The 19,242-nt window shown below is 58.4% G+C and carries 17 protein-coding genes; 6 read left to right on the top strand and 11 right to left on the bottom strand.

All coding sequences use genetic code 11. The features are described 5' to 3' along the window. Nucleotides 1–3: 3 nt before the first annotated feature. The 3 genes from glyA to hemA all read right to left on the bottom strand — a co-directional run bounded on the left by glyA (nucleotide 4) and on the right by hemA (nucleotide 2,778). Nucleotides 4–1,287, bottom strand: a complete 1,284-nt coding sequence (gene glyA / locus WEU32_RS08225) for a serine hydroxymethyltransferase (protein WP_406851563.1) — start codon at nucleotides 1,285–1,287, stop codon at nucleotides 4–6. A gap of 79 nt (nucleotides 1,288–1,366) precedes the next feature. Continuing rightward, on the bottom strand, nucleotides 1,367–1,552 hold the full coding sequence (locus WEU32_RS08230; protein WP_406851564.1) for a DUF6898 family protein: 186 nt from the start codon (nucleotides 1,550–1,552) through the stop codon (nucleotides 1,367–1,369). Beyond that, on the bottom strand, nucleotides 1,552–2,778 hold the full coding sequence (gene hemA / locus WEU32_RS08235; protein WP_312137088.1) for a 5-aminolevulinate synthase: 1,227 nt from the start codon (nucleotides 2,776–2,778) through the stop codon (nucleotides 1,552–1,554). The genes WEU32_RS08230 and hemA overlap by 1 nt, the downstream gene beginning before the upstream one ends. 232 nt (nucleotides 2,779–3,010) lie before the next feature. On the opposite strand from hemA, the gene hemB reads away from it, so the two are divergent. Further along, nucleotides 3,011–4,018 (top strand): porphobilinogen synthase, encoded by a 1,008-nt coding sequence (gene hemB, locus WEU32_RS08240; protein WP_406851565.1) that lies wholly within the window; start codon nucleotides 3,011–3,013, stop codon nucleotides 4,016–4,018. A gap of 42 nt (nucleotides 4,019–4,060) precedes the next feature. On the opposite strand, the gene WEU32_RS08245 is transcribed toward hemB, so the two are convergent. Then, nucleotides 4,061–4,564, bottom strand: a complete 504-nt coding sequence (locus WEU32_RS08245; protein ID WP_406851566.1) for a flavin reductase family protein — start codon at nucleotides 4,562–4,564, stop codon at nucleotides 4,061–4,063. Between the two features lie 115 nt (nucleotides 4,565–4,679). Here WEU32_RS08245 and WEU32_RS08250 point away from each other — a divergent pair, with 115 nt between their 5' ends. Together WEU32_RS08250 and WEU32_RS08255 are read left to right on the top strand one after the other, a co-directional pair. Beyond that, nucleotides 4,680–5,582 carry a flagellar motor protein MotB gene (locus WEU32_RS08250; protein ID WP_312137082.1) on the top strand — a complete coding sequence of 301 codons (903 nt, stop codon included), beginning with the start codon at nucleotides 4,680–4,682 and terminating at the stop codon, nucleotides 5,580–5,582. Between the two features lie 116 nt (nucleotides 5,583–5,698). After that, the gene (locus WEU32_RS08255) at nucleotides 5,699–6,436 is read left to right on the top strand and encodes an arginyltransferase (RefSeq protein ID WP_406851567.1); all 738 of its coding nucleotides are present in this window, start codon (nucleotides 5,699–5,701) and stop codon (nucleotides 6,434–6,436) included. 30 nt (nucleotides 6,437–6,466) lie between these two features. Here WEU32_RS08255 and parC read toward each other — a convergent pair whose 3' ends face one another. From parC to kdsA, 5 genes are read right to left on the bottom strand one after another with little or no spacing between them, the layout of a single operon-like run. Continuing rightward, complete coding sequence (gene parC, locus WEU32_RS08260; protein WP_406851568.1) at nucleotides 6,467–8,668, bottom strand: DNA topoisomerase IV subunit A; 2,202 nt, start codon at nucleotides 8,666–8,668, stop codon at nucleotides 6,467–6,469. A gap of 49 nt (nucleotides 8,669–8,717) precedes the next feature. Next, entirely contained in the window at nucleotides 8,718–9,791 is a 1,074-nt protein-coding gene (locus tag WEU32_RS08265) for a DUF3089 domain-containing protein (protein WP_406851569.1), read from the bottom strand. 47 nt (nucleotides 9,792–9,838) lie between these two features. Further along, the gene (gene rfaD, locus WEU32_RS08270) at nucleotides 9,839–10,840 is read right to left on the bottom strand and encodes an ADP-glyceromanno-heptose 6-epimerase (RefSeq protein ID WP_406851570.1); all 1,002 of its coding nucleotides are present in this window, start codon (nucleotides 10,838–10,840) and stop codon (nucleotides 9,839–9,841) included. Continuing rightward, complete coding sequence (gene rfaE2, locus WEU32_RS08275; RefSeq protein WP_406851571.1) at nucleotides 10,840–12,306, bottom strand: D-glycero-beta-D-manno-heptose 1-phosphate adenylyltransferase; 1,467 nt, start codon at nucleotides 12,304–12,306, stop codon at nucleotides 10,840–10,842. Before rfaE2 ends, rfaD begins: the two co-directional genes overlap by 1 nt. A gap of 27 nt (nucleotides 12,307–12,333) precedes the next feature. Next, nucleotides 12,334–13,203: a 3-deoxy-8-phosphooctulonate synthase gene (gene kdsA, locus WEU32_RS08280; protein WP_406851572.1), complete on the bottom strand. Its 870-nt coding sequence runs from the start codon at nucleotides 13,201–13,203 to the stop codon at nucleotides 12,334–12,336. A 151-nt stretch (nucleotides 13,204–13,354) separates the two neighbouring features. Between kdsA and sseA the strand changes: the two genes are divergently transcribed. Continuing rightward, nucleotides 13,355–14,191, top strand: a complete 837-nt coding sequence (gene sseA / locus WEU32_RS08285) for a 3-mercaptopyruvate sulfurtransferase (RefSeq protein WP_406851573.1) — start codon at nucleotides 13,355–13,357, stop codon at nucleotides 14,189–14,191. A 3-nt stretch (nucleotides 14,192–14,194) separates the two neighbouring features. On the opposite strand, the gene WEU32_RS08290 is transcribed toward sseA, so the two are convergent. Then, entirely contained in the window at nucleotides 14,195–15,511 is a 1,317-nt protein-coding gene (locus WEU32_RS08290; protein WP_406851574.1) for a dicarboxylate/amino acid:cation symporter, read from the bottom strand. 28 nt (nucleotides 15,512–15,539) lie between these two features. Then, on the bottom strand, nucleotides 15,540–16,646 hold the full coding sequence (locus WEU32_RS08295; protein WP_312137063.1) for an amino acid ABC transporter substrate-binding protein: 1,107 nt from the start codon (nucleotides 16,644–16,646) through the stop codon (nucleotides 15,540–15,542). Nucleotides 16,647–16,723: 77 nt separating this feature from the next. Between WEU32_RS08295 and metC the strand changes: the two genes are divergently transcribed. Further along, complete coding sequence (gene metC, locus WEU32_RS08300) at nucleotides 16,724–17,902, top strand: cystathionine beta-lyase (RefSeq protein WP_406851575.1); 1,179 nt, start codon at nucleotides 16,724–16,726, stop codon at nucleotides 17,900–17,902. A gap of 69 nt (nucleotides 17,903–17,971) precedes the next feature. Then, nucleotides 17,972–19,138, top strand: coding sequence for a DNA cytosine methyltransferase (locus WEU32_RS08305; protein ID WP_406851576.1), 1,167 nt, complete (start codon nucleotides 17,972–17,974; stop codon nucleotides 19,136–19,138). Nucleotides 19,139–19,242 lie beyond the last annotated feature (104 nt).

The raw sequence follows: 19,242 nt of genomic DNA on the forward strand, positions 1-19,242 counted from the left end.
GCCTTAGCGGTAGATCGGGAAGCGATGGGTCAACTCGCGAACCTGAGCCGCCACCGAAGCGATGACAGCAGGATCCGCTTCGTCGCCACCATTCATCGACGAAACAACGTCAGCGATCCAGTGACCGATCTGACGGAACTCGTCCTCGCCGAAACCACGGGTGGTGCCAGCGGGCGTGCCCAGACGGATACCCGAAGTGATGGTGAACGGTGCCGTGTCGAAAGGCACGCCGTTCTTGTTGCAGGTCATCAGAGCCTTTTCGAGCTCACGCTCGGTGGCCTTGCCGGTCACGCCCTTCGGACGCAGATCGACCAGCATCATGTGGCTGTCGGTGCCGCCGGTGACGATGGCCAGACCGCGCTCGATCAGAACCTCGGCCAGAACCTTGGCATTCTTCACGACCTGCTGGGCGTAGAGTTTGAACTCCGGCTTCAGGGCTTCACCAAAGGCCACGGCCTTACCGGCAATGACGTGCTCCAGCGGGCCGCCTTGCAGACCGGGGAAGACCGACGAGTTGATCTTCTTGCCCAGTTCCAGATCGTTGGACAGGATCATGCCACCACGCGGACCGCGCAGGGTCTTATGGGTGGTGGTGGTGACAATATGGGCATGCGGCAGCGGGTCAGGATAGGCACCGCCCGCAATCAGGCCTGCATAGTGAGCCATGTCCACCATCAGATAGGCACCGACCGAATCCGCGATCTCGCGGAAACGTTTGAAGTCGATCTGGCGCGCATAGGCCGAGGCACCCGCCAGAATCAGCTTGGGCTTCTCGCGCTCTGCCATTTCAGCGACGTTGTCATAGTCGATGGTCTGATCGTCTTCGCGGACCTTATAGGTCACCGGACGGAACCACTTGCCCGACTGGTTGGCTGGCGAACCGTGGGTCAGGTGACCACCACAGGCCAGATCCATACCGAGGAAGGTGTCACCCGGTTGCAGCAGGGCAAAGAACACAGCCTGGTTGGCCTGTGCGCCCGAGTGCGGCTGGACGTTCACATATTGGCAGTTGAACAGCTTTTTGGCGCGCTCGCGGGCCAAATCCTCGGTGATATCAACGAACTCGCAGCCACCATAGTAGCGACGGCCCGGATAGCCCTCGGCATATTTGTTGGTCAGAACCGAGCCTTGGGCTTCGAGAACGGCCTTGGAGACGATGTTCTCCGAGGCGATCAGTTCGATCTCTTCCTGCTGGCGACCAAGTTCGCCTTGGATACCCTTGAAAATCTCCGGATCGGAATCGGCGAGAGACTGGGTGAAATAAGCGTCGTGGGTAAAGGCGGTCACTGTGGGAATCCCCAAGGCTGAGCGGCTGGTTGGTGCTTCCTTCTAGGCCGTGCCGTCCGTAACCACAACATCTAGTAGGTCAGCGATTTTCCAATGCGCGCTTCAGCTTGGCCACAGCGACACGCTCGACCGCATTGGGCTCGCGCGCAGGGCCCATAGCCGACACTTCGACGCCTGTTTTCACATGCGCCGCAGAGCATTTCAGATAGGCCCCGTTGCGAACGAACTCGACGATAATATCGCCGAGTTCGGCATCCCGTTTCATCAGGCTGCGACCGGACGGCGCGCCACGTTGCAATGCGAGAACAACTTGTCCATCGCATCGACCAGCTTGTTCATCATGTCATCGTCATGGTTCGGCGAAGGCGTGAAGCGCAAACGCTCGGTTCCTTTGGGCACAGTCGGATAATTGATCGGCTGAACATAGATGCCGTAATCATCCAGCAGCATGTCCGAAATCTTCTTGCAGTGCACCGGATTGCCCACCAGCACCGGCACGATATGGCTTTCCGAAGGCATGACCGGCAAGCCCGCCGCGGCAAAGCGATCTTTCAAAGCCTGAGCGCGTTCCTGATGCTGCTCGCGCAATTCGGAATGCTGCTTCAGGTGACGTACCGAGGCCAAAGCACCGGCGGTCAGTGCTGGCGGCAGCGAGGTCGTGAAGATAAAGCCCGAAGCCCAGCTGCGAACCGCATCCACGATCACAGCATCGGCCGCGATATAGCCGCCCATCACGCCAATGGCCTTGCCCATGGTGCATTCGATAATGTCGATCTGGTCCTGCACACCATCGCGCTCGGCCACACCGGCACCCGTCGCACCATAAAGGCCAACCGCATGGACTTCGTCCAGATAGGTCATAGCGTTGTATTTGCGCGCCAGAGCAATCGTGCCCTTCAGGTCGGCAATGTCACCATCCATCGAATAGACAGACTCAAAGGCGATCAGCTTCGGCGCACCCATCGGTGCCGCTGCCAACAGTTCTTCGAGATGGGCCAAATCATTGTGGCGGAAGATATGACGCGGGCCGCCACCATTACGAATGCCTTCGATCATCGAGGCATGGTTCAGGGCGTCGGAGAAAATGATCAGCCCCGGCAGGATTTTTTGCAGGGTCGAAAGGGTCGCCTCGTTGCCGACATAGCCCGAAGTGAACAGCAGCGAGGCTTCTTTCTGGTGCCACGAAGCCAGTTCGGCCTCCAGGTCCACCGCAGAGCGCGTCGTGCCGGAAATATTGCGTGTACCGCCCGCGCCAGCACCGACCGTATCCAACGCCTCATGCATGGCTTCCAGAACCGTCGGATGCTGGCCCATACCCAGATAGTCGTTTGAACACCAGATCACGACGTCTTGCTCGGTTCCATCTTCGCGTCGACGTGTAGCCAAGGGGAATTGGCCACGCACGCGCTTCAGGTCTGCAAAGACACGGTAACGGCCTTCGTTACGAACCTGCTCAACAGAGTTTTGAAAGGCGGATTTATAGTCGAACAAAACTGCGTTTCTTTTCTTTATATGGTCTTTAGCTTATTTGGACCCTTGTTAGGCGTATGTCCACGCCCTCTGAAGGACAAAATGCCCCATCTAGACCAAGTGATAATGGTTCGCACAGACAGCGACACTTTGAGCTAGTAAAAAACAACTGAAAGTTACGGTTTCATCACGTGTTTTGCGTGATGCGGCGGATTGGTCTAGCACCGCCATTCGCGTTTCAAGGACTACTGCCATGAGCATCCCTCCCTACCAGCCCGCCGCCTTCCCCTATGCACGTCCGCGTCGTCTGCGTACGGCACCGTGGGTGCGTCGTCTGGTTGCTGAAACCACGCTCACTCCGTCCGACCTGATCTGGCCGATCGTTGTCCATGATGGCGATGAAGACAAAATCGCCGTCGCGTCCATGCCCGACATGTTCCGCCTGTCTCGCAAAGAAGCGGTTAATGCCGCTCGCGAGGCCCGAGATCTGGGCATCCCGATGATCGCCCTGTTCCCGAACATCGCCCATACGCCCAAGGACAATATTGGCAGCGGCGCAACCGATCCAGACGGCCTGATCCCCGAGACGATCCGCGCCATCAAGGATGCTGCGCCGGAAATCGGTATCATGACCGACGTGGCACTCGACTGTTATACCGACCACGGCCATGACGGTGTGATGGAAGGCAACAAGATCCTCAACGACGCCTCCATCGAGCGCCTTGAGGAACAGGCTTTTATCCATGCCCATGCCGGTGCCGATGCTGTGGCCCCGTCCGACATGATGGACGGCCGCATTCAGGCCATCCGTAATGCTCTGGAATCCAATGGTTATTCGGACACGATGATCATTTCGTATGCGGCCAAATTCGCTTCGGCCTTCTACGGCCCGTATCGCGATGCCGTCGGATCGTCCAAATCGCTGACTGGCGACAAGAAGACCTACCAGATGGACTTTGCGAACACCGAAGAAGCCCTGCGCGAAGTCGCCATCGATATTTCCGAAGGCGCAGATGCCGTCATCGTCAAGCCGGGTCTGGCCTATCTGGACATTGTCCAGCGCGTCACCTCGACCTTTGGCATTCCGACCTTCGCCTATCAGGTGTCCGGCGAGTACGCGATGATGCAGGCCGCCATCCAGAATGGCTGGCTGGACGGTGATCGCGTCATTCTGGAAAGCCTGCATGCGTTCAAACGCGCCGGCGCTTCCGGCATCATCAGCTATTTCGCGCCGACCGCAGCGCGCCAGATGCAGGGCTGAGTTAAAGGGGGCATCTGCCCCCTCGCCTTTTAGCTTGCGTGGTCAGATCGTCGGATCGACAGCCTGACCATATTTGCCACGGAAATAGGTCAGGGCATCGCCAGGACGCGTCGCAAAGCCCCGCACATGGCCGACAATCACCAGATGATCGCCCATAATGATCTGCTGGTGCATGTCGCAATCTAGACGGGTCACAGCATTGCGCAGGTATGGCGGTTCAGGGTTTGCGGTCTCGAACTCATCCTCGCTCAGGCGGGCAATGCCCCACGCGAAGCGGTCGGACATTTCCTTGTCCTCGACAGGCAACATATGGACTGCAAAACGCTCTGCGCCTGCAAAGGCATCATGGCGCTCAGACTTAATGTCCATGCACCACAGTACCAGCGGCGGGTCCAGCGATACCGAGGTGAACGAGTTCACGGTAATCCCTAACGGACCATCCTTGGTGTGGGCCGTTACAACGCACACACCCGTGGCAAAGCCCCCCAGCGCACGGCGATAGGCTTTGGGATCAAAAGTTTCGGTATTTTCAATCAGTCCAGTCACACCTTCTGACTAGAACTTACCGTGAAGCACAGCAAGTGTGCGCATCACCGCAACCGCTTCTTAACGGCCCGTGTGGCATCAACAGGCTTAAAGACTAAGGTTAAGGTTCCGCATAATGGCATCGAGTGATCGGCCCATTCTGATCAAGAAGGTCAAAAAGGTTCAGGGACACGGCCACCACGGCGGTGCGTGGAAGGTGGCCTATGCCGACTTCGTAACCGCCATGATGGCCTTCTTCTTGCTGATGTGGCTCATCAACACGACCGATCCCGAGCAAAAGCGCGGCATCGCCGAATATTTCGCACCATCCAGCGTGTCGTCCAGTACCTCCGGTTCCGGCGGTCTTCTGGGCGGCACGTCTCTGGGAGATGCCGAAGGTGCCAAGGGGGCCGGCTCTAACTCGGTCATCGAACAACTGGCCCCACCTTCGCCGGATTCGCCCGAAGACGCCGGACAGTCCTCCGACCTAGCTTCGGCCAGTGAATCGTCTTTACGTGCCGAGATTGCCCGTCGCGAAGCCGCAGACTTTGCGAGTGCAGCGGAGTCTCTGCGCCAAGCCATGCAGACCATGCCGGAACTGGCCGAACTGTCAAAACAGCTGATTATCGACCAGACACCCGAAGGTTTGCGTATCCAGCTGGTCGATCAGGAAGGCCGCTCGATGTTCGAGAACGGCTCTTCACGCCCCAACCCACGCGCCCAGACCCTTTTGCGAGCGGTGGCACGCGTCATCAACCAGCTTCCGAACCGCATCACCATATCCGGTCATACCAGCTCTGCTGCCGGTTCTAACCGCGCCAGCGCACCGGGCGACTGGCCGCTGTCTGCTGCCCGCGCCGATGCTTCGCGCCTAGTCCTGCAGGCTGCCGGTGTGAATATGGACCGCGTATACTCGGTCAATGGCAAGGCGGGTTCCGATCCGCTGTACCCAGACGATCCCGCACTGGCAGGCAACCGCCGCATTGCCATTGTCCTGCTGCGCGAAGCCCCTGTTTTGCCGCGTGATACCAGTCTGTAAGCGCAATAAGTCTGTGTCGATCCCCTTGCGCAAACGGTGCAAGGGGCGACATATCGCCTTATGATTATGGCCTGTTCCAGTGATCTGGTTTCGTTTCGTCAAAAGGACTTGGCGGCATGACCGAACACGTCCCCACGCAACAGCTACAGTTTTTTGTCACTGCCGAAGCGCCCTGCCCGTATCTAAAAGGCAAGCAGGAACGCAAAGTCTTTACCCATCTGCCATTTGCCAATGCTGCCAGCGTCAATGACGCCCTGTCACATGCCGGTTTCCGCCGAAGCCAGAACATCGCCTATCGTCCCGCCTGCGAGCAATGCGCGGCCTGTGTCTCTGTACGTATTCCGGTCGATCGCTTTGTCGCCAACCGTACCAATCGCAAGATCATCAACCGCAATGCCGATCTGGACCGCTTCGTCGTCGATCCGGTCGCGACCGATGAACAATACGACCTGCTGAAAACCTATCTGGCGGCCCGTCACCCCGACGGCGGCATGAACGAGATGAACGGCAGCGACTTCATGACGATGGTCGAGGACAGCACGGTCCGCACCCATATCGTCGAATACCGACTGCGGGACCGTAATGGAAAGCTCGGCACACTGGTTGGATTTACTTTGGCCGATCTGCTGAATGATGGCCTGTCATTGGTTTACAGCGCCTTCGATCCCGAAATGCCGCACCGCAGTCTGGGGCGCTATGCCGTGCTGGATCACCTGCATCAGGCCCGCACGATCAACCTGCCCTATGTCTATCTGGGCTATTGGGTGCAGGGTTCCCCCACCATGGACTATAAATCGCAGTATCAGCCGCTAGAAGGACTGACCCTGTTTGGCTGGCAGCCGATACAGCCGTAAAAAAAGGGGCTTTCGCCCCTTTTTCTATACTTATCGGAACTTGCGCATACCGCGCGGGCCCTGACGGCCAGCGCCTGCGCGCTTACCCAACCAGTCGCGCCAGTCTTCCCACTTGCGCTTGCGGCCACCGCCATCGACCCATTCGGGGCCGGTTTCGGAGTTGAATACGGCCACGTCGGCCAGGCCGCCCTGCTTGAAGTTTTGCAACCGTACGCCCTTGCCACGGCCCATTTCGGGCAGTTCGGCAATCGGGAAGATCAGGGTTTTGATGTTGTCGCCAATGGTCACGATGTGATCGCCCGTCACGCGCATCATGGCCTTCATGTCGCCGTTCAGTACCTGCTTGCCGCCGCGCTTCTGGGCCAGCAAATCATTTTCGGGGGCCACGAAGCCATAGCCCGCCGCCGAAGCGACTAGCAGTTTTGCATCAGGTTCATGCGCCAATACATTGATAATATCGGCCTTTTCATCAAGGTCGATCATCAGTCGTAGCGGCTCACCATGCCCGCGACCGGATGCCAGCTTGTCCGCGCCAATCGTGAAGATGCGTCCGTCCGATGCCCCGATCAGCAGCTTGTCGGTCGTATAGGCCGGCACGAGGAAGCCCAGCTTGTCGCCTTCCTTGAACTTCAGTTCCGACGGATCATCCACCTTGCCCTTGGCCGCACGGATCCAGCCACGATCCGACAGGATGACGGTGATGGCCTCACGCGGGATAAAGGCCTCGGGAGCGACAAAGGCCGAGGAATCCACGGCGTCGGCGATAATGGTGCGACGCGGCGACAGCAGGGCCTTGCGGACAGCCTGAAGCTCCTTGCCGATGGCCTTCCACTGCTTGGCCTCCGACGAAGTCAGAGCCTGAAGACCGGCCAGTTCCTCGGCCAGTTTGTCATACTCTTCCTGAATGACCATTTCTTCGAGACGGGCCAACTGACGCAGGCGGGTGTCCAGAATGAAGTCAGCCTGAAGTTCTGTCAGGTTAAAGTGCGCAATCAGTGCTGCCTTGGGATGCTCTTCCTCGCGGATGATGCGGATCGCCTCATCCAGATTGAGGAAGACCAATCGCAGACCTTCCAGCAGGTGCAGGCGCTTTTCAATACGAGCAATGCGCCACTGCGAACGGCGGTTCAGCACCACGCGGCGATGGTCGAGGAAGGCTCGGAGGCATTCCTTCAGGCCCATGACGCGCGGCGTACCCGTTGCGTCCAGCACGTTCATATTGATCGGAAAACGCACTTCCAGATCGGAAAGCTTGAACAGGCTTTCCATCAGCATTTCAGGCTCGATCGTGCGCGACTTCGGCTCGAGGATCAGGCGGATATCCTCCGCCGATTCATCGCGAACATCGCCCAGCAGTGGGGCCTTTTTGTTTTCGATCAGGTCAGCCAGCTGCTCGATCAGTTTGGACTTCTGGACCTGATAGGGAACCTCGGTAATCACCACACGCCAGGTGCCGCGTTCCAGCTCTTCTTTCACCCACTGGGCACGCAGACGCACACCGCCGCGTCCCGTCTCATAGGCTTCAAGAATGGAGGCCTGGCCTTCAACCGAAACACCGCCCGTCGGGAAGTCCGGCCCTGGTACGATCTGCACCAGATCCGCGGTAGTCGCTTCAGGTCTGTCGATCAGCAGCTGGCACGCATCGATCAACTCGCCGACATTATGCGGCGGGATCGAGGTGGCCATGCCCACCGCAATGCCTGACGAACCGTTGGCTAACAAGTTCGGGAAACCGGCCGGAAGAACCATCGGTTCTTCGTCCTGATCGTCATAGGTCGGACGAAAATCGACAGCGTCCTGATCGATACCTTCCAGCAGCAGCACCGCTGCAGGCGTCAGCTTGCATTCGGTGTAACGCATGGCGGCGGCGCTATCGCCGTCGATATTACCGAAATTACCCTGACCATCGACCAGCGGATAACGCTGGGCAAAATCCTGAGCCAGACGGACCAGCGCCTCATAGATAGAAACATCGCCGTGCGGGTGGTATCCACCCATGACCTCACCCACAACCTTGGCGCATTTACGCGCCGCAGACTGCGGGTTCAGGCGCATCTGGTGCATGGCATACATGATGCGGCGGTGGACCGGCTTGAAGCCGTCACGCGCATCGGGAAGCGCACGGTTGGTAATCGTCGAAAGCGCGTAGGCCAGATAACGGCGCGACAGCGCCTCGGCCATCGGTTCTTCAACGATGCGGCCGCCTTGCGGCGGATTGGTATGGACGGTCATACGAAATCGAATCGAGGATCAGGACGAAGAAGTCTAGCCCACTCTGTAACTAGGCTGGGGGCGAAGCGGAAAAAGTGGTGGCTTTCTTTGCATGCCAAGCCGCCAGACGTGCCTGAACATCGGCCATGGTATCGGCATAAAACAGGTTATAGGGCTTGGCTTTGCGGCGATCGGTCCAGGAACGGTTTTCGCGGAAAGATTCCGTGTTCAAAGGGGTATTGCGAAGGAAACCCTCACGACACTGGGCCTCAACGACGCGGTCGATGAATGCCGGTCGCACGCCCCATTCCAGACCTGCGGCGTTGGCTGCGCCCAGATGACGCCGAGCCTCTGTCTTGGTTTCGTCCGAAGAGCCGCTGACAGGATTCACGCAAATAATCGGGCGATGGCCAGATTCCACCAGTTGACCACGTTCGTCCCAGAACAAGGCGCGGCGTTGTCTACGGGAAATGACTCCGGTGCTGCCTTCGTCAACCATCGACCATGCCACGAGGCACCCGCTCTCTTCGCGTCGCGAACAAACCGGCAGATCAATGGCGTCACGCGGTATCATGGCGTCCATCATGTAGGCAGCGACAAGACGTTGTCTTAACTCCGCATCCCTGCTCACGCGATCACGCAACAAGCGGGCCAATAATTCCGCTCCCTGTTCAACCCCCACCAGAACAAGTGGCTCTTGCGGATGACGCGCGATCCAGTGATCGAAAGCGACCTCAACATCACGATAGGCGAACGCCCGCGCCTCACGCGCATCGTCCCGCAAAGTCAAACGGCTATACAGACTGCCCTGTCGGTATTTCGGCGCACTGACCGATCCCGCTATGGCAAATGGTCCTGCGAAATTCGGTAGGACTATACGTTCCAGATAGGCGTCGGCTTTTTCCTCGCCAATCCGGCCGTTCCACTCGTGTCCGCCATCAAAAGTGGTGGAATGCACAAAGAATACCGCGGCATTTTTCGCGCCCGCAATCTTATCATCACGCAAAGCCCAGGCATCGGCGCGAGAATAATCTGGCGCTTCCGGCGGGGTGTAGGTCTGGAAAGGTATTTGGGGATCCAGCGCGGCTCTAACAATGTCACCGCGCCACACGACCAAGGCCAAAAGCACTAAAAAAACAAACACAAATAGTGCTAGTCTTATCCAGTACTTAAAGCGTAGACGTGATTTTATCACCGATAGGAATCCTCGGTAGACAGATAATTTTGCACATAACGGCGCACCCCTTCTTCAAGAGGCGTCTGCTGGCCATCGTAACCCAGCGCCCGCAAGCGATCCATGCTGGCCTCGGTGAAATACTGATACCGGTCGCGGATGCTTTCGGGCATGTCGATATAGGAAATCCTGGCTTCCTTACCTGCCGCTTCAAACGTGGCCTTGGCCAAATCGGCAAAGGATCGCGCCTGACCCGAGCCTGCATTAAACACGCCGCTCACATCATCACGCAGCAACAGCCAGTTGATGATGGAAACAATATCGTCAACGAAAACGAAGTCCCGTAACTGGCCGCCATCGGCATAGTTCGGGTTGTGGGACTTGAACAAGCTTACAGTTTCGTCGGCTGCGACCTTGGGCCAGATTTGAGCGACGACAGACTTCATCGAGCCTTTGTGGCCCTCGTTCGGACCATAGACATTAAAGAATTTCAGTCCGACCCACTGCGGCGGAGCCTGATCGCGATCGGCTTGACGAACAGCGTACTGGTCAAACAGATATTTTGAATAGCCATAGGCATTTAGGGGGCGAAGCGCATTCAAATTCTTAGGATCATCCCGATCATCGAAGCCCTGTTCACCATCCCCATAGGTTGCCGCCGACGAGGCATAGATCATCCGCACATTGCGAATGGCGCACCAGTCCCAGATGTCACGCGACAGGCTGAAATTGGTGCGGATAATCAGGTCCGCATCTGCCTCGGTCGTCGAGGAGATCGCCCCCATGTGAATGACGGCCTCGATCTGGTCCGCGTGGCGTTCCAGTTGCTCGAACATCTCTTCGGGTTGCCAGAAGTCGGCAATCGGGTGCTTGGCGATGTTCTTCCACTTGCCAAGGTCCGCCGTTTCCAGACGGTCGCACACCACCACATCCCATGCCTGCGTTTCACACAGATGGGCGGCAATGTTGGAGCCGATAAAGCCCGCGCCACCCGTCACAACAATCATACGCGGGGTCATCAGCCTTTATCCGTCTTGGCAGTCATTTTTTCGATTGTCTTGGTGGTGGAATAGCCATCCTCGAAACTAGCTAGGCGCACTTCACCGCCCCAGCTTTCGACCTCGGCAGCACCGACCACCTGTTCCTTGGTATAGTCCGATCCCTTGATCAACACATCGGGTCGCAGACGTTTGATCGCCGCAAGTGGCGTATCGTCACCAAAGAAGGTCACCGCATCAACGCTGGCCAAGGCACCGATCACGCTGGCGCGGCTTTCCAAATTATTGACCGGACGACTGGGCCCCTTGAGGGCGCTGACAGACGCATCGGTATTCAGCGCCACAACCAGACGGTCGCACCAGCGACGCGCCTGCGCCAGATAGGTGACGTGGCCACGATGCAGGATATCGAAGCAGCCATTGGTAAACCCGACCTTCAGGCCATCGGCCTGCCAGCGGGCGACGGTTTCAGCCAGATCATCGACCGACACCACATCGCCCATCAGCGGACGGCCAACCTCGTCTTCTTCGGCATCGATCAGTTCTTGTGGCGTGACGATAGCCGTCCCCGCCTTGCCGACAACGACACCCGAAGCCAGCAAAGCAAACTGGACCGCCTGTCCCAGCGCCAGACCTGCGGCCAGCGCCAGCCCTAGCGCTGCAAGGCTGGTATCACCGGCACCGGACACGTCGAACACTTCGCGCGCACGCCCTGGATGGTGCTGCACCTCGCCACCGCGCTGGATCAGGCTCATGCCCTTGCCTGCACGGGTGACGACCACAGCCTTTACCGTCGTCTTATCAAGCAGCGCCACCAGGGCCGCCTCTACCTCTTCGTCGGTGCCCGTGGGCATACCCGTGGCAGCGGCCAGTTCACTGGCGTTCGGCTTGACCACATCCGCCGCGCCATAGCGGGCAAAATCGTTTCCCTTAGGGTCAATGATGACCGGTGCGCCATATTGACGGCCAGCCCACAGCGCAGCCTCGATCAGGTCGCTATCGACAACGCCTTTGGAATAATCCGAGACCAGAATGGCCTTGGCATGGTCAAAAACGCTTTTGTCCCGATATGCAGGGCTGAGCCCCACTTCATCATCCAGACGCAGCAATTGCTGGCCCGAAGATACAAAGCGGGTTTTCACGATCGTATGGGCATCGTCCGGTCGCTGGATCTTGTCCTCGATACGCGCATCCGCATCAATCAGCGCCGCCAGTTCATCACCCGCACGGTCCTGTCCCGTTACCGCGCCAAGACGCGATACAGCGCCCAGTGCCGCTATATTACGCGCCACATTGCCCACACCGCCCGGCATAGACACCGTGCGGCGGGCCTTCAGCACCGGAATCGGTGCCTCGGGCGAAATGCGGTTCACCTCGCCATAAACGAAGTGGTCCAGCATCAGGTCGCCCACACAGGCGACCTTGATGCTTTTGATCCGCTCCAGAAGATTGCGGAGCTCAGCGAGATCGAAAGAACGTTCAGCCATAATGCTGAGCTACCGGATTCAGGCCGATCAGGCCACAGGTCCCTTTGCACCAATCTTGATCGCCAGATCATCGAAAGCGATCAGTTCGGCAGCCAGAACCTCGAACTTGTCCAGCGGAACCATGTTCGGACCGTCCGACGGCGCATTGTCGGGGTCTTGGTGGGTTTCCATGAAGACCGCATCCACACCGACCGCCACAGCAGCACGGCCCAGAACCGGCACGAACTGGCGTTGACCGCCCGAAGACGTGCCTTGACCACCCGGCTGTTGCACGCTGTGGGTCGCGTCGAACACGACAGGGCAACCGATAGCGCGCAGTTCCGGCAGGGCGCGCATGTCGCTGACGAGGGTGTTGTAGCCGAACGAAGCGCCACGCTCGCAAGCCATAACATTCAGATTGCCCGCGCCAGTGATCTTGGCGATGACATTCTTCATGTCCCAAGGCGCGAGGAACTGGCCCTTTTTGACGTTGATGGCCTTGCCAGTGGCTGCTGCGGCCAGCAGCAGGTCCGTCTGGCGGCACAGGAAGGCCGGAATCTGCAACACGTCCACGACTTCGCCCACCGGACCGCACTGGGCCTCGGAGTGAACGTCCGTAAGGGTCGGCAAGCCATAGGTTTCACGCACTTCCGCAAAGATCGGCATTGCGTCTTTCAGGCCGATACCGCGTGCGGCATTGGCGCTGGTGCGGTTCGCCTTGTCGAAGCTGGTTTTGTAGATGATGCCGACGTTCAGGCGATCACCGATTTCCTTCAGCTGGTGCGCGGTTTCCAGCGCATGCTGGCGGCTTTCCATCTGGCACGGGCCAGCGATGAAAGCGATCCGGTTACCACCGCCGATGATGACCGGCTTGGCCAGACCTTGGGAGAGTTCGATGACGGCGTTAGGAAGGGTCACAGCAAGGCTTTCAACTGGGGGGCGGGCGTAAATCAACACCCTGATTCTGAAACATCAGGTGGCGTCTGATGTGGTTAAGCGCAAGATACCATGCCACTATCCGGCCTGACCACACCCTGCGTTTAATCCCTAGATGTGATAGAAAGAACGCATGACAAACCCTGCCTCCCCCATGATTTCTACGGATGAACTGGCTGCGCTTCTGGATGGCGGCGCGCTGAAACTGGTGGATGGCAGTTGGTGGCTGGATGGCCGCGATGCCTATGCCGATTATAGGGCCGAACATATCGACGGCGCGATATTCCTCGATCTGGAACAGATATCGGCACCCGATTCCCCTTTGCCCCACACCCTGCCCTCGCCCGACAATTTTGCCTTGGTTGTTGGCAAGGCAGGTATCAGCCGCAATGACACCATCGTCGTGTATGACGCGCAGGGCCTGTTTTCGGCGGCGCGGCTCTGGTGGATGTTCAAGCTGTATGGGGCCACTGATGTCCGCATACTGGATGGCGGATTGCCCAAGTGGAAGGCCGAGGGACGTCCAACCGTATCCGGCCCTGCCAGAACACCCGACGCCGTGGTCTTTGATGCCGTATTCAATGCGGACCTTGTGTCCTCTCTGGATGACGTCAAAATCGCGCTAGATAGCCAGACCCAGATTATTGATGCGCGTGGCAGCGCCCGCTTTAACGGAACCATGCCCGAACCTCGCGCCGGTGTCCGAAGCGGCCACATGCCCGGTGCCTTGAACCTGCCGTTCGGACAGCTTCTCAATCCCGACGGCACAATAAAAAACGGCCCCGAATTGGAGGCCGCTTTCCGATCAGTAGGACTGGATATGAATCGCCCCGTTATCACCACATGTGGTTCGGGCGTTACGGCTGCCATTCTGACGCTGGGCCTGACCCTGCTGGGCAAGTCCTCGCGGCTTTATGACGGCTCGTGGAGTGAATGGGGGAGCCGTACCGACACCCCCATCCAGCCCTGATACTCAACCAACCGATGACCTGACATCCCCTTCATCAAAGCCGGTATCTTCCTCGCCGCGCGACACCACCGTTGCGACGACCAGATCCCCCGTGACGTTCAGCGTGGTCCGGCACATATCAAGGAAGCGATCGACACCAAGGATCAGGCCGATCCCTTCGACCGGCACACCGACAATGCCGAGGATCATCGCCACCACCGGCAAAGAGCCACCCGGCACGCCCGCCGTCCCCACGCCACCCAGAATACAGATCAGCATCACGACGAACTGTTGGGTCAGTGTCAGATCAACACCGAAGAACTGGGCGAGGAACAGCACCGTCACCCCTTCGAACAAAGCCGTACCGTTCTGGTTTGCCGTCGCACCGACCGTCAGGACAAAGCGGGCAATCTTGCGTGGCAAGCCCAGTTCCTGCTCGGCAACACGCAGCGATACCGGCAAGGACGCATTGGACGAGGCCGTGGAGAACGACACCACCATCGCCTCGCGGATACTGGAAAAGAACTTGATTGGCGACATCCCGCCCATGGTCCAGACCAGCAGCGGATAAACCACGAACATGTGGATTGCCATGGCCCCGGCCGCTACGCCGACGAACGCCGCCAGACGCACCAGCAAGTCCAGTCCGAACAGCGCCGACAGGTTGAACATCAGGCAGGCAATCGCATACGGAGCCAGTTTGATGACGAGGCCGATCAGCTTCATCATCACTTCGAACAGACCTTCGAGCGACTTAAGCATGTGATCGGTAGCGCTGTTACGCACCATCACCACGCCGACACCGAACAACAGGGCAAAAACCATGACCGGCAGAATGTCGTTGTCGGCTGCTGCCTTAAACACATTGCTCGGGATCAGTTCGACAAAGAAATTCGTACCCGTCGTTCCGGCCTTGGCATTTTCGACAATGCTGGCGGCTCCGGCCTTGCCCTGTTCCAATAGTTGCCCCGCCACAGCCGGATCAACGCCAGCCCCAGGACGAAACAGGTTCACCATCACTAGACCGATAACGACCGCGATGGTTGACACGAAAACCGTGAATAACAGGCTCTTGATACCGGCACGCCCCAGAACCTTGAGGTCGCCCATTTCCGCCACTCCGACCACAAGGGCCGAAAACAGTAGCGGTAGCACCAGCATAAACAGCAGGCGCAGGAAAATCTGGCCGATGGGGCCGGTTATGTTTTGGGTGATCTGCTGGACCCAGTAGTTATCGCCGCCAATCGTCGCATTGACGATCAGTCCCCCGATCAGACCAACCACAAAGCCGATCAGCATCAGCACATGTAGCGGCAAACCGCGTTTGGACACCTGATCCATAAATCCCCCTCTCCTTCGGTTTGGCCCCCTAACGGATAGGTAGGCCGTAGATCAAACCACTCTCCGGTGCATTCCACTGGGCATTCAATCCGCGCTCCAGACCGAGCGCAGACTGACGTCCAATGTTACGTTCAAAGATCTCGCCATAGTTACCACTGGCAGCTACGGCCTTGCTGGCCCAGTCACGGCTCAAGCCGAGACGCGGCCCAAACTCACCCTCGTAACCCATAAAGCGCTGTACATCGGCAGAGCCTTCGCCCTCCTTGATCTGCTTGACGCTTTCTTGAGTCAGTTCCAGTTCCTCAGCAGAGATCAGGGCATTCAAGACCCAACGCACCACACTGGCCCAGCGTTCATCTCCTGCGCGAACGACCGGTCCAAGAGGTTCCTTGGAAATCACTTCGGGCAGCAATACATGCTGTCTAGGATCGGTCATTAAACTGCGGGCCGCAGCCAATGCCGATACATCTCCCGTCAGCGCATCACAGCCTTCGCGCGAATAGGTTTGGCGGGCTTCTTCTTCGGTCGGCAGGATCACCGGCCTGAACTCTATCTGACGTGTCCGGAAAAAGTCCTCGGCGTTCAGTTCATTGGTAGAGTTGGCGTGAACACACACGCGCGCACCGTTCAACTCGGTCGCACTGGACAGATTCAATGATCGACGAACCAGAAAACCCTGGCCGTCATAATAGTTGATGCCTGCAAATGTCAGTTCACCGCCTGAATCACGGCTCATCGTCCACGAGGTATTACGCCAAAGAACGTCGACACGACCTTCGGTCAAAGATTGAAAGCGTTGGGAAGAAGTCAGTGGAACAAATCGAACAGCATCAGGATTCCCCAACACGGCTGCCGCTGTTGCACGACAAAAATCGACGTCGAAACCCCGCCAGCTGCCTTTGTTGTCGGTATAGGCAAACCCGACCAGCCCCTCGTGCACACCGCATAGCAGATAGCCGCGTTGGCGCACCCGCGCCAAGGTTGGACTGGCCAATTCAATCTCTGTCAGATCAGTCGCAGGTGCTGGCAGGGTATCGGCTGCATTGCGCTCATCGGCATTGCGTTGACAACCGGCTATGATCAAACCGATTGCCATACTCGCCAAGGCAACCCGCATTCCGACGGCCAATCCCATGCCTGAGTCTCCATACACGTCTTGCGCCCCGTACCCTTTAGACCCCTGTATGCTCTTGGCCGCAACCCGAGATAACCATGAGCGACGATTCAACACCCCCCAAGAGCCTTTCGACGCGACTGATCTCCCCCGCCACACAGCGCGGCAAGGGACGTCGCCCCGTAAATCCGCCCATCGAGCGGGCCTCGACCATGCTCAGCGACGATCCCGCCCAGATGACCAGTTCGCGCGATGGTCCGGTTTATGGCCTCGAGGGTGGCTCGGCCGCGCGACAACTTCGCAGCATTCTGGCCGATATGGAGGGCGCGCATGATAGCCTGATCGTGCCGTCCGGTCTGGCTGCCGTGACCGTTCCGCTGACAGCCATACTGCGCGCCGGTGATGAAGTGGTGTGCACCGATGCCGTCTATGGCCCCACCCGCCGTTTCCTGACCCGCCATATGTTCGAGCGCGGCATCAAGACACGTTTTCATCCTGCTGATGCAACGGCGGAATCGATCATCGACAGCCTCGATAAAAAGGCCCGCGTGCTGCTGATCGAAGCGCCCGGATCCCTGACTTTTGAAATGGTGGACATGGCCGCACTGGCCCGCGCCTGCAAGGAACGCGGCATCATCACGATGGTCGATAATACATGGGGCGCAGGGCTGGCTTATCGCCCGCTGGAACACGGCATAGACATCAGCGTGCAAGCTCTAACCAAGTATGTCGGCGGCCATTCCGATATCCTGATGGGCGCAATCTCGGTGGCGACCAAGGCTATGGCCGATGCGATATTCGAGACCATTGACGATAATGGCTGGCATGTTTCGCCCGATGACGCATGGCTGGCCTTACGCGGTATTCGCACCCTGCCCTTGCGATATCGCAGCCAGTTCCAATCAGCGATGAAAGTTGTGCAGTGGCTGGAGCAGCAACCGCAAGTCTCGCGCGTGCTATATCCGCCCCTCCCGTCCTTCCCTCACCATGATCTTTGGAACAGCCACTTTGACGGTGCCGCCTCGCTGTTCGGTGTGGTGATGAAGGGCGGCAGCCGTGCGGACGCACACCGCCTGATGTCGGGCCTCAGCCTGTTCGGCATGGGCTATTCGTGGGGTGGCTTCGAGAGCCTCGTCACATACGAGACGCCGCAACTGGAACAACGCCTGCACCAAGTCGAGCTTGAGGGCCAACTTTTGCGCTTTCACATTGGCTTGGAGAACGCAGACGACCTGATTGCCGATCTTCACCGTGGACTAAGTGCCTGGCCGACCTAAAGCCGCCTTGCCGCCTGTAAGGTCGGGGCGCACACTGATGCGTCCCGATTCCCCGCCACAGAACTCTCGATGCCCAGTTTCTATGAATTTTTTGCTGGCGGCGGCATGGTGCGTCAGGGCCTTGGTGCAGGCTGGGACTGCACCTTTGCCAATGATTTCGACGCCAAAAAGGGCTTCTCCTATCAGGCCAACTGGGGCACAGACGGCGAGTTGAATGTCGGGGATATCCGTAATCTGACATCCGGAGATTTGCCCGGTCACGCGGACATGTGCTGGGGCAGCTTCCCCTGTCAGGACCTGTCGCTGGCGGGATGGGGCAAGGGACTGGCCGGAGAGCGTTCTGGCACCTTCCACACGTTTTGGGCCCTTATCGAGCAACTAAAATCCGAAGGCCGTGCGCCGCCGGTTGTTGCGGTCGAGAATGTCTGTGGCGCGCTGACCTCGCGTGGCGGGGCCGACTTTGTTCGCATCTGTACGACCTTTGCCGAGGCGGGCTATCGGTTTGGCGCTCTGGTTATCAACGCAGACCAGTTCGTGCCCCAGTCCCGCCCGCGCCTGTTTGTGATCGGTATTGCCGACGGCATTACCATCAGTGACGAACTGATATCACCCGAGCCGTTTGCGCCCTTCCACACAGCCCCCCTGCGCCGCGCAGCCATGGCTCTGCCGGAAGATGTGCGCGCCAAAATGCTGTGGTGGAACCTGCCAACCCCGCCGCGACGGCCTCTGGATTTTGTCGACATTATCGAAGACCGGCCCAAGGGCGTGGAATGGCATTCCATGGATGAAACCCGCGCGCTTCTGGCCAAGATGTCCGACGTTAATCTCGCCAAGGTCACAGCCGCCAAACGCTCTGGCCGGCGCATGGTTGGCGGCATCTACAAGCGCACGCGCCGGCTGGCCGACGGCACCAAGGTTCAACGTGCCGAAGTGCGCTTTGACGATGTGGCGGGATGTTTGAGAACCCCTTCGGGCGGCTCCAGCCGTCAAATCATTATGATCGTGGATGGTCGTCGTATCCGCTCACGCTTGATCTCACCGCGCGAGACGGCACGCCTGATGGGTCTGCCCGATCACTATCGCCTGCCCAAGAACTATAATGATGCCTATCACCTGACCGGAGACGGCGTGGCTGTTCCTGTTGTCAGCCACCTTTCCCGACACCTGTTCGAACCTCTGTTGATGATTGATCAGAATACCGAGCAGAAAAAACCCGGCACCAGAAGCGCCGGGTAAAAAGTATTCGGTGGTGGTGGGTGCTCTCGAAATTCAGAGAACATGCCTAGTTCTATCTGTTTTGGTTAACAAAAGATTAACAGTAAATATTTCATTACCATTCA

It is taken from the genome of Brevundimonas sp. BH3, assembly GCF_045345115.1.
In the GTDB taxonomy this organism is placed as follows: Bacteria; Pseudomonadota; Alphaproteobacteria; order Caulobacterales; family Caulobacteraceae; genus Brevundimonas.

What these genes read in the sequence shown, in the direction of transcription:
- WEU32_RS08230 (WP_406851564.1), bottom strand. Translation starts at nt 1,552, where the DNA reads ATGAAACGGGATGCCGAACTCGGCGATATTATCGTCGAGTTCGTTCGC.
- hemB (WP_406851565.1), top strand. Translation starts at nt 3,011, where the DNA reads ATGAGCATCCCTCCCTACCAGCCCGCCGCCTTCCCCTATGCACGTCCG.
- WEU32_RS08250 (WP_312137082.1), top strand. Translation starts at nt 4,680, where the DNA reads ATGGCATCGAGTGATCGGCCCATTCTGATCAAGAAGGTCAAAAAGGTT.
- WEU32_RS08255 (WP_406851567.1), top strand. Translation starts at nt 5,699, where the DNA reads ATGACCGAACACGTCCCCACGCAACAGCTACAGTTTTTTGTCACTGCC.
- parC (WP_406851568.1), bottom strand. Translation starts at nt 8,668, where the DNA reads ATGACCGTCCATACCAATCCGCCGCAAGGCGGCCGCATCGTTGAAGAA.
- rfaD (WP_406851570.1), bottom strand. Translation starts at nt 10,840, where the DNA reads ATGACCCCGCGTATGATTGTTGTGACGGGTGGCGCGGGCTTTATCGGC.
- rfaE2 (WP_406851571.1), bottom strand. Translation starts at nt 12,306, where the DNA reads ATGGCTGAACGTTCTTTCGATCTCGCTGAGCTCCGCAATCTTCTGGAG.
- sseA (WP_406851573.1), top strand. Translation starts at nt 13,355, where the DNA reads ATGACAAACCCTGCCTCCCCCATGATTTCTACGGATGAACTGGCTGCG.
- WEU32_RS08290 (WP_406851574.1), bottom strand. Translation starts at nt 15,511, where the DNA reads ATGGATCAGGTGTCCAAACGCGGTTTGCCGCTACATGTGCTGATGCTG.
- WEU32_RS08295 (WP_312137063.1), bottom strand. Translation starts at nt 16,646, where the DNA reads ATGGGATTGGCCGTCGGAATGCGGGTTGCCTTGGCGAGTATGGCAATC.
- metC (WP_406851575.1), top strand. Translation starts at nt 16,724, where the DNA reads ATGAGCGACGATTCAACACCCCCCAAGAGCCTTTCGACGCGACTGATC.
- WEU32_RS08305 (WP_406851576.1), top strand. Translation starts at nt 17,972, where the DNA reads ATGCCCAGTTTCTATGAATTTTTTGCTGGCGGCGGCATGGTGCGTCAG.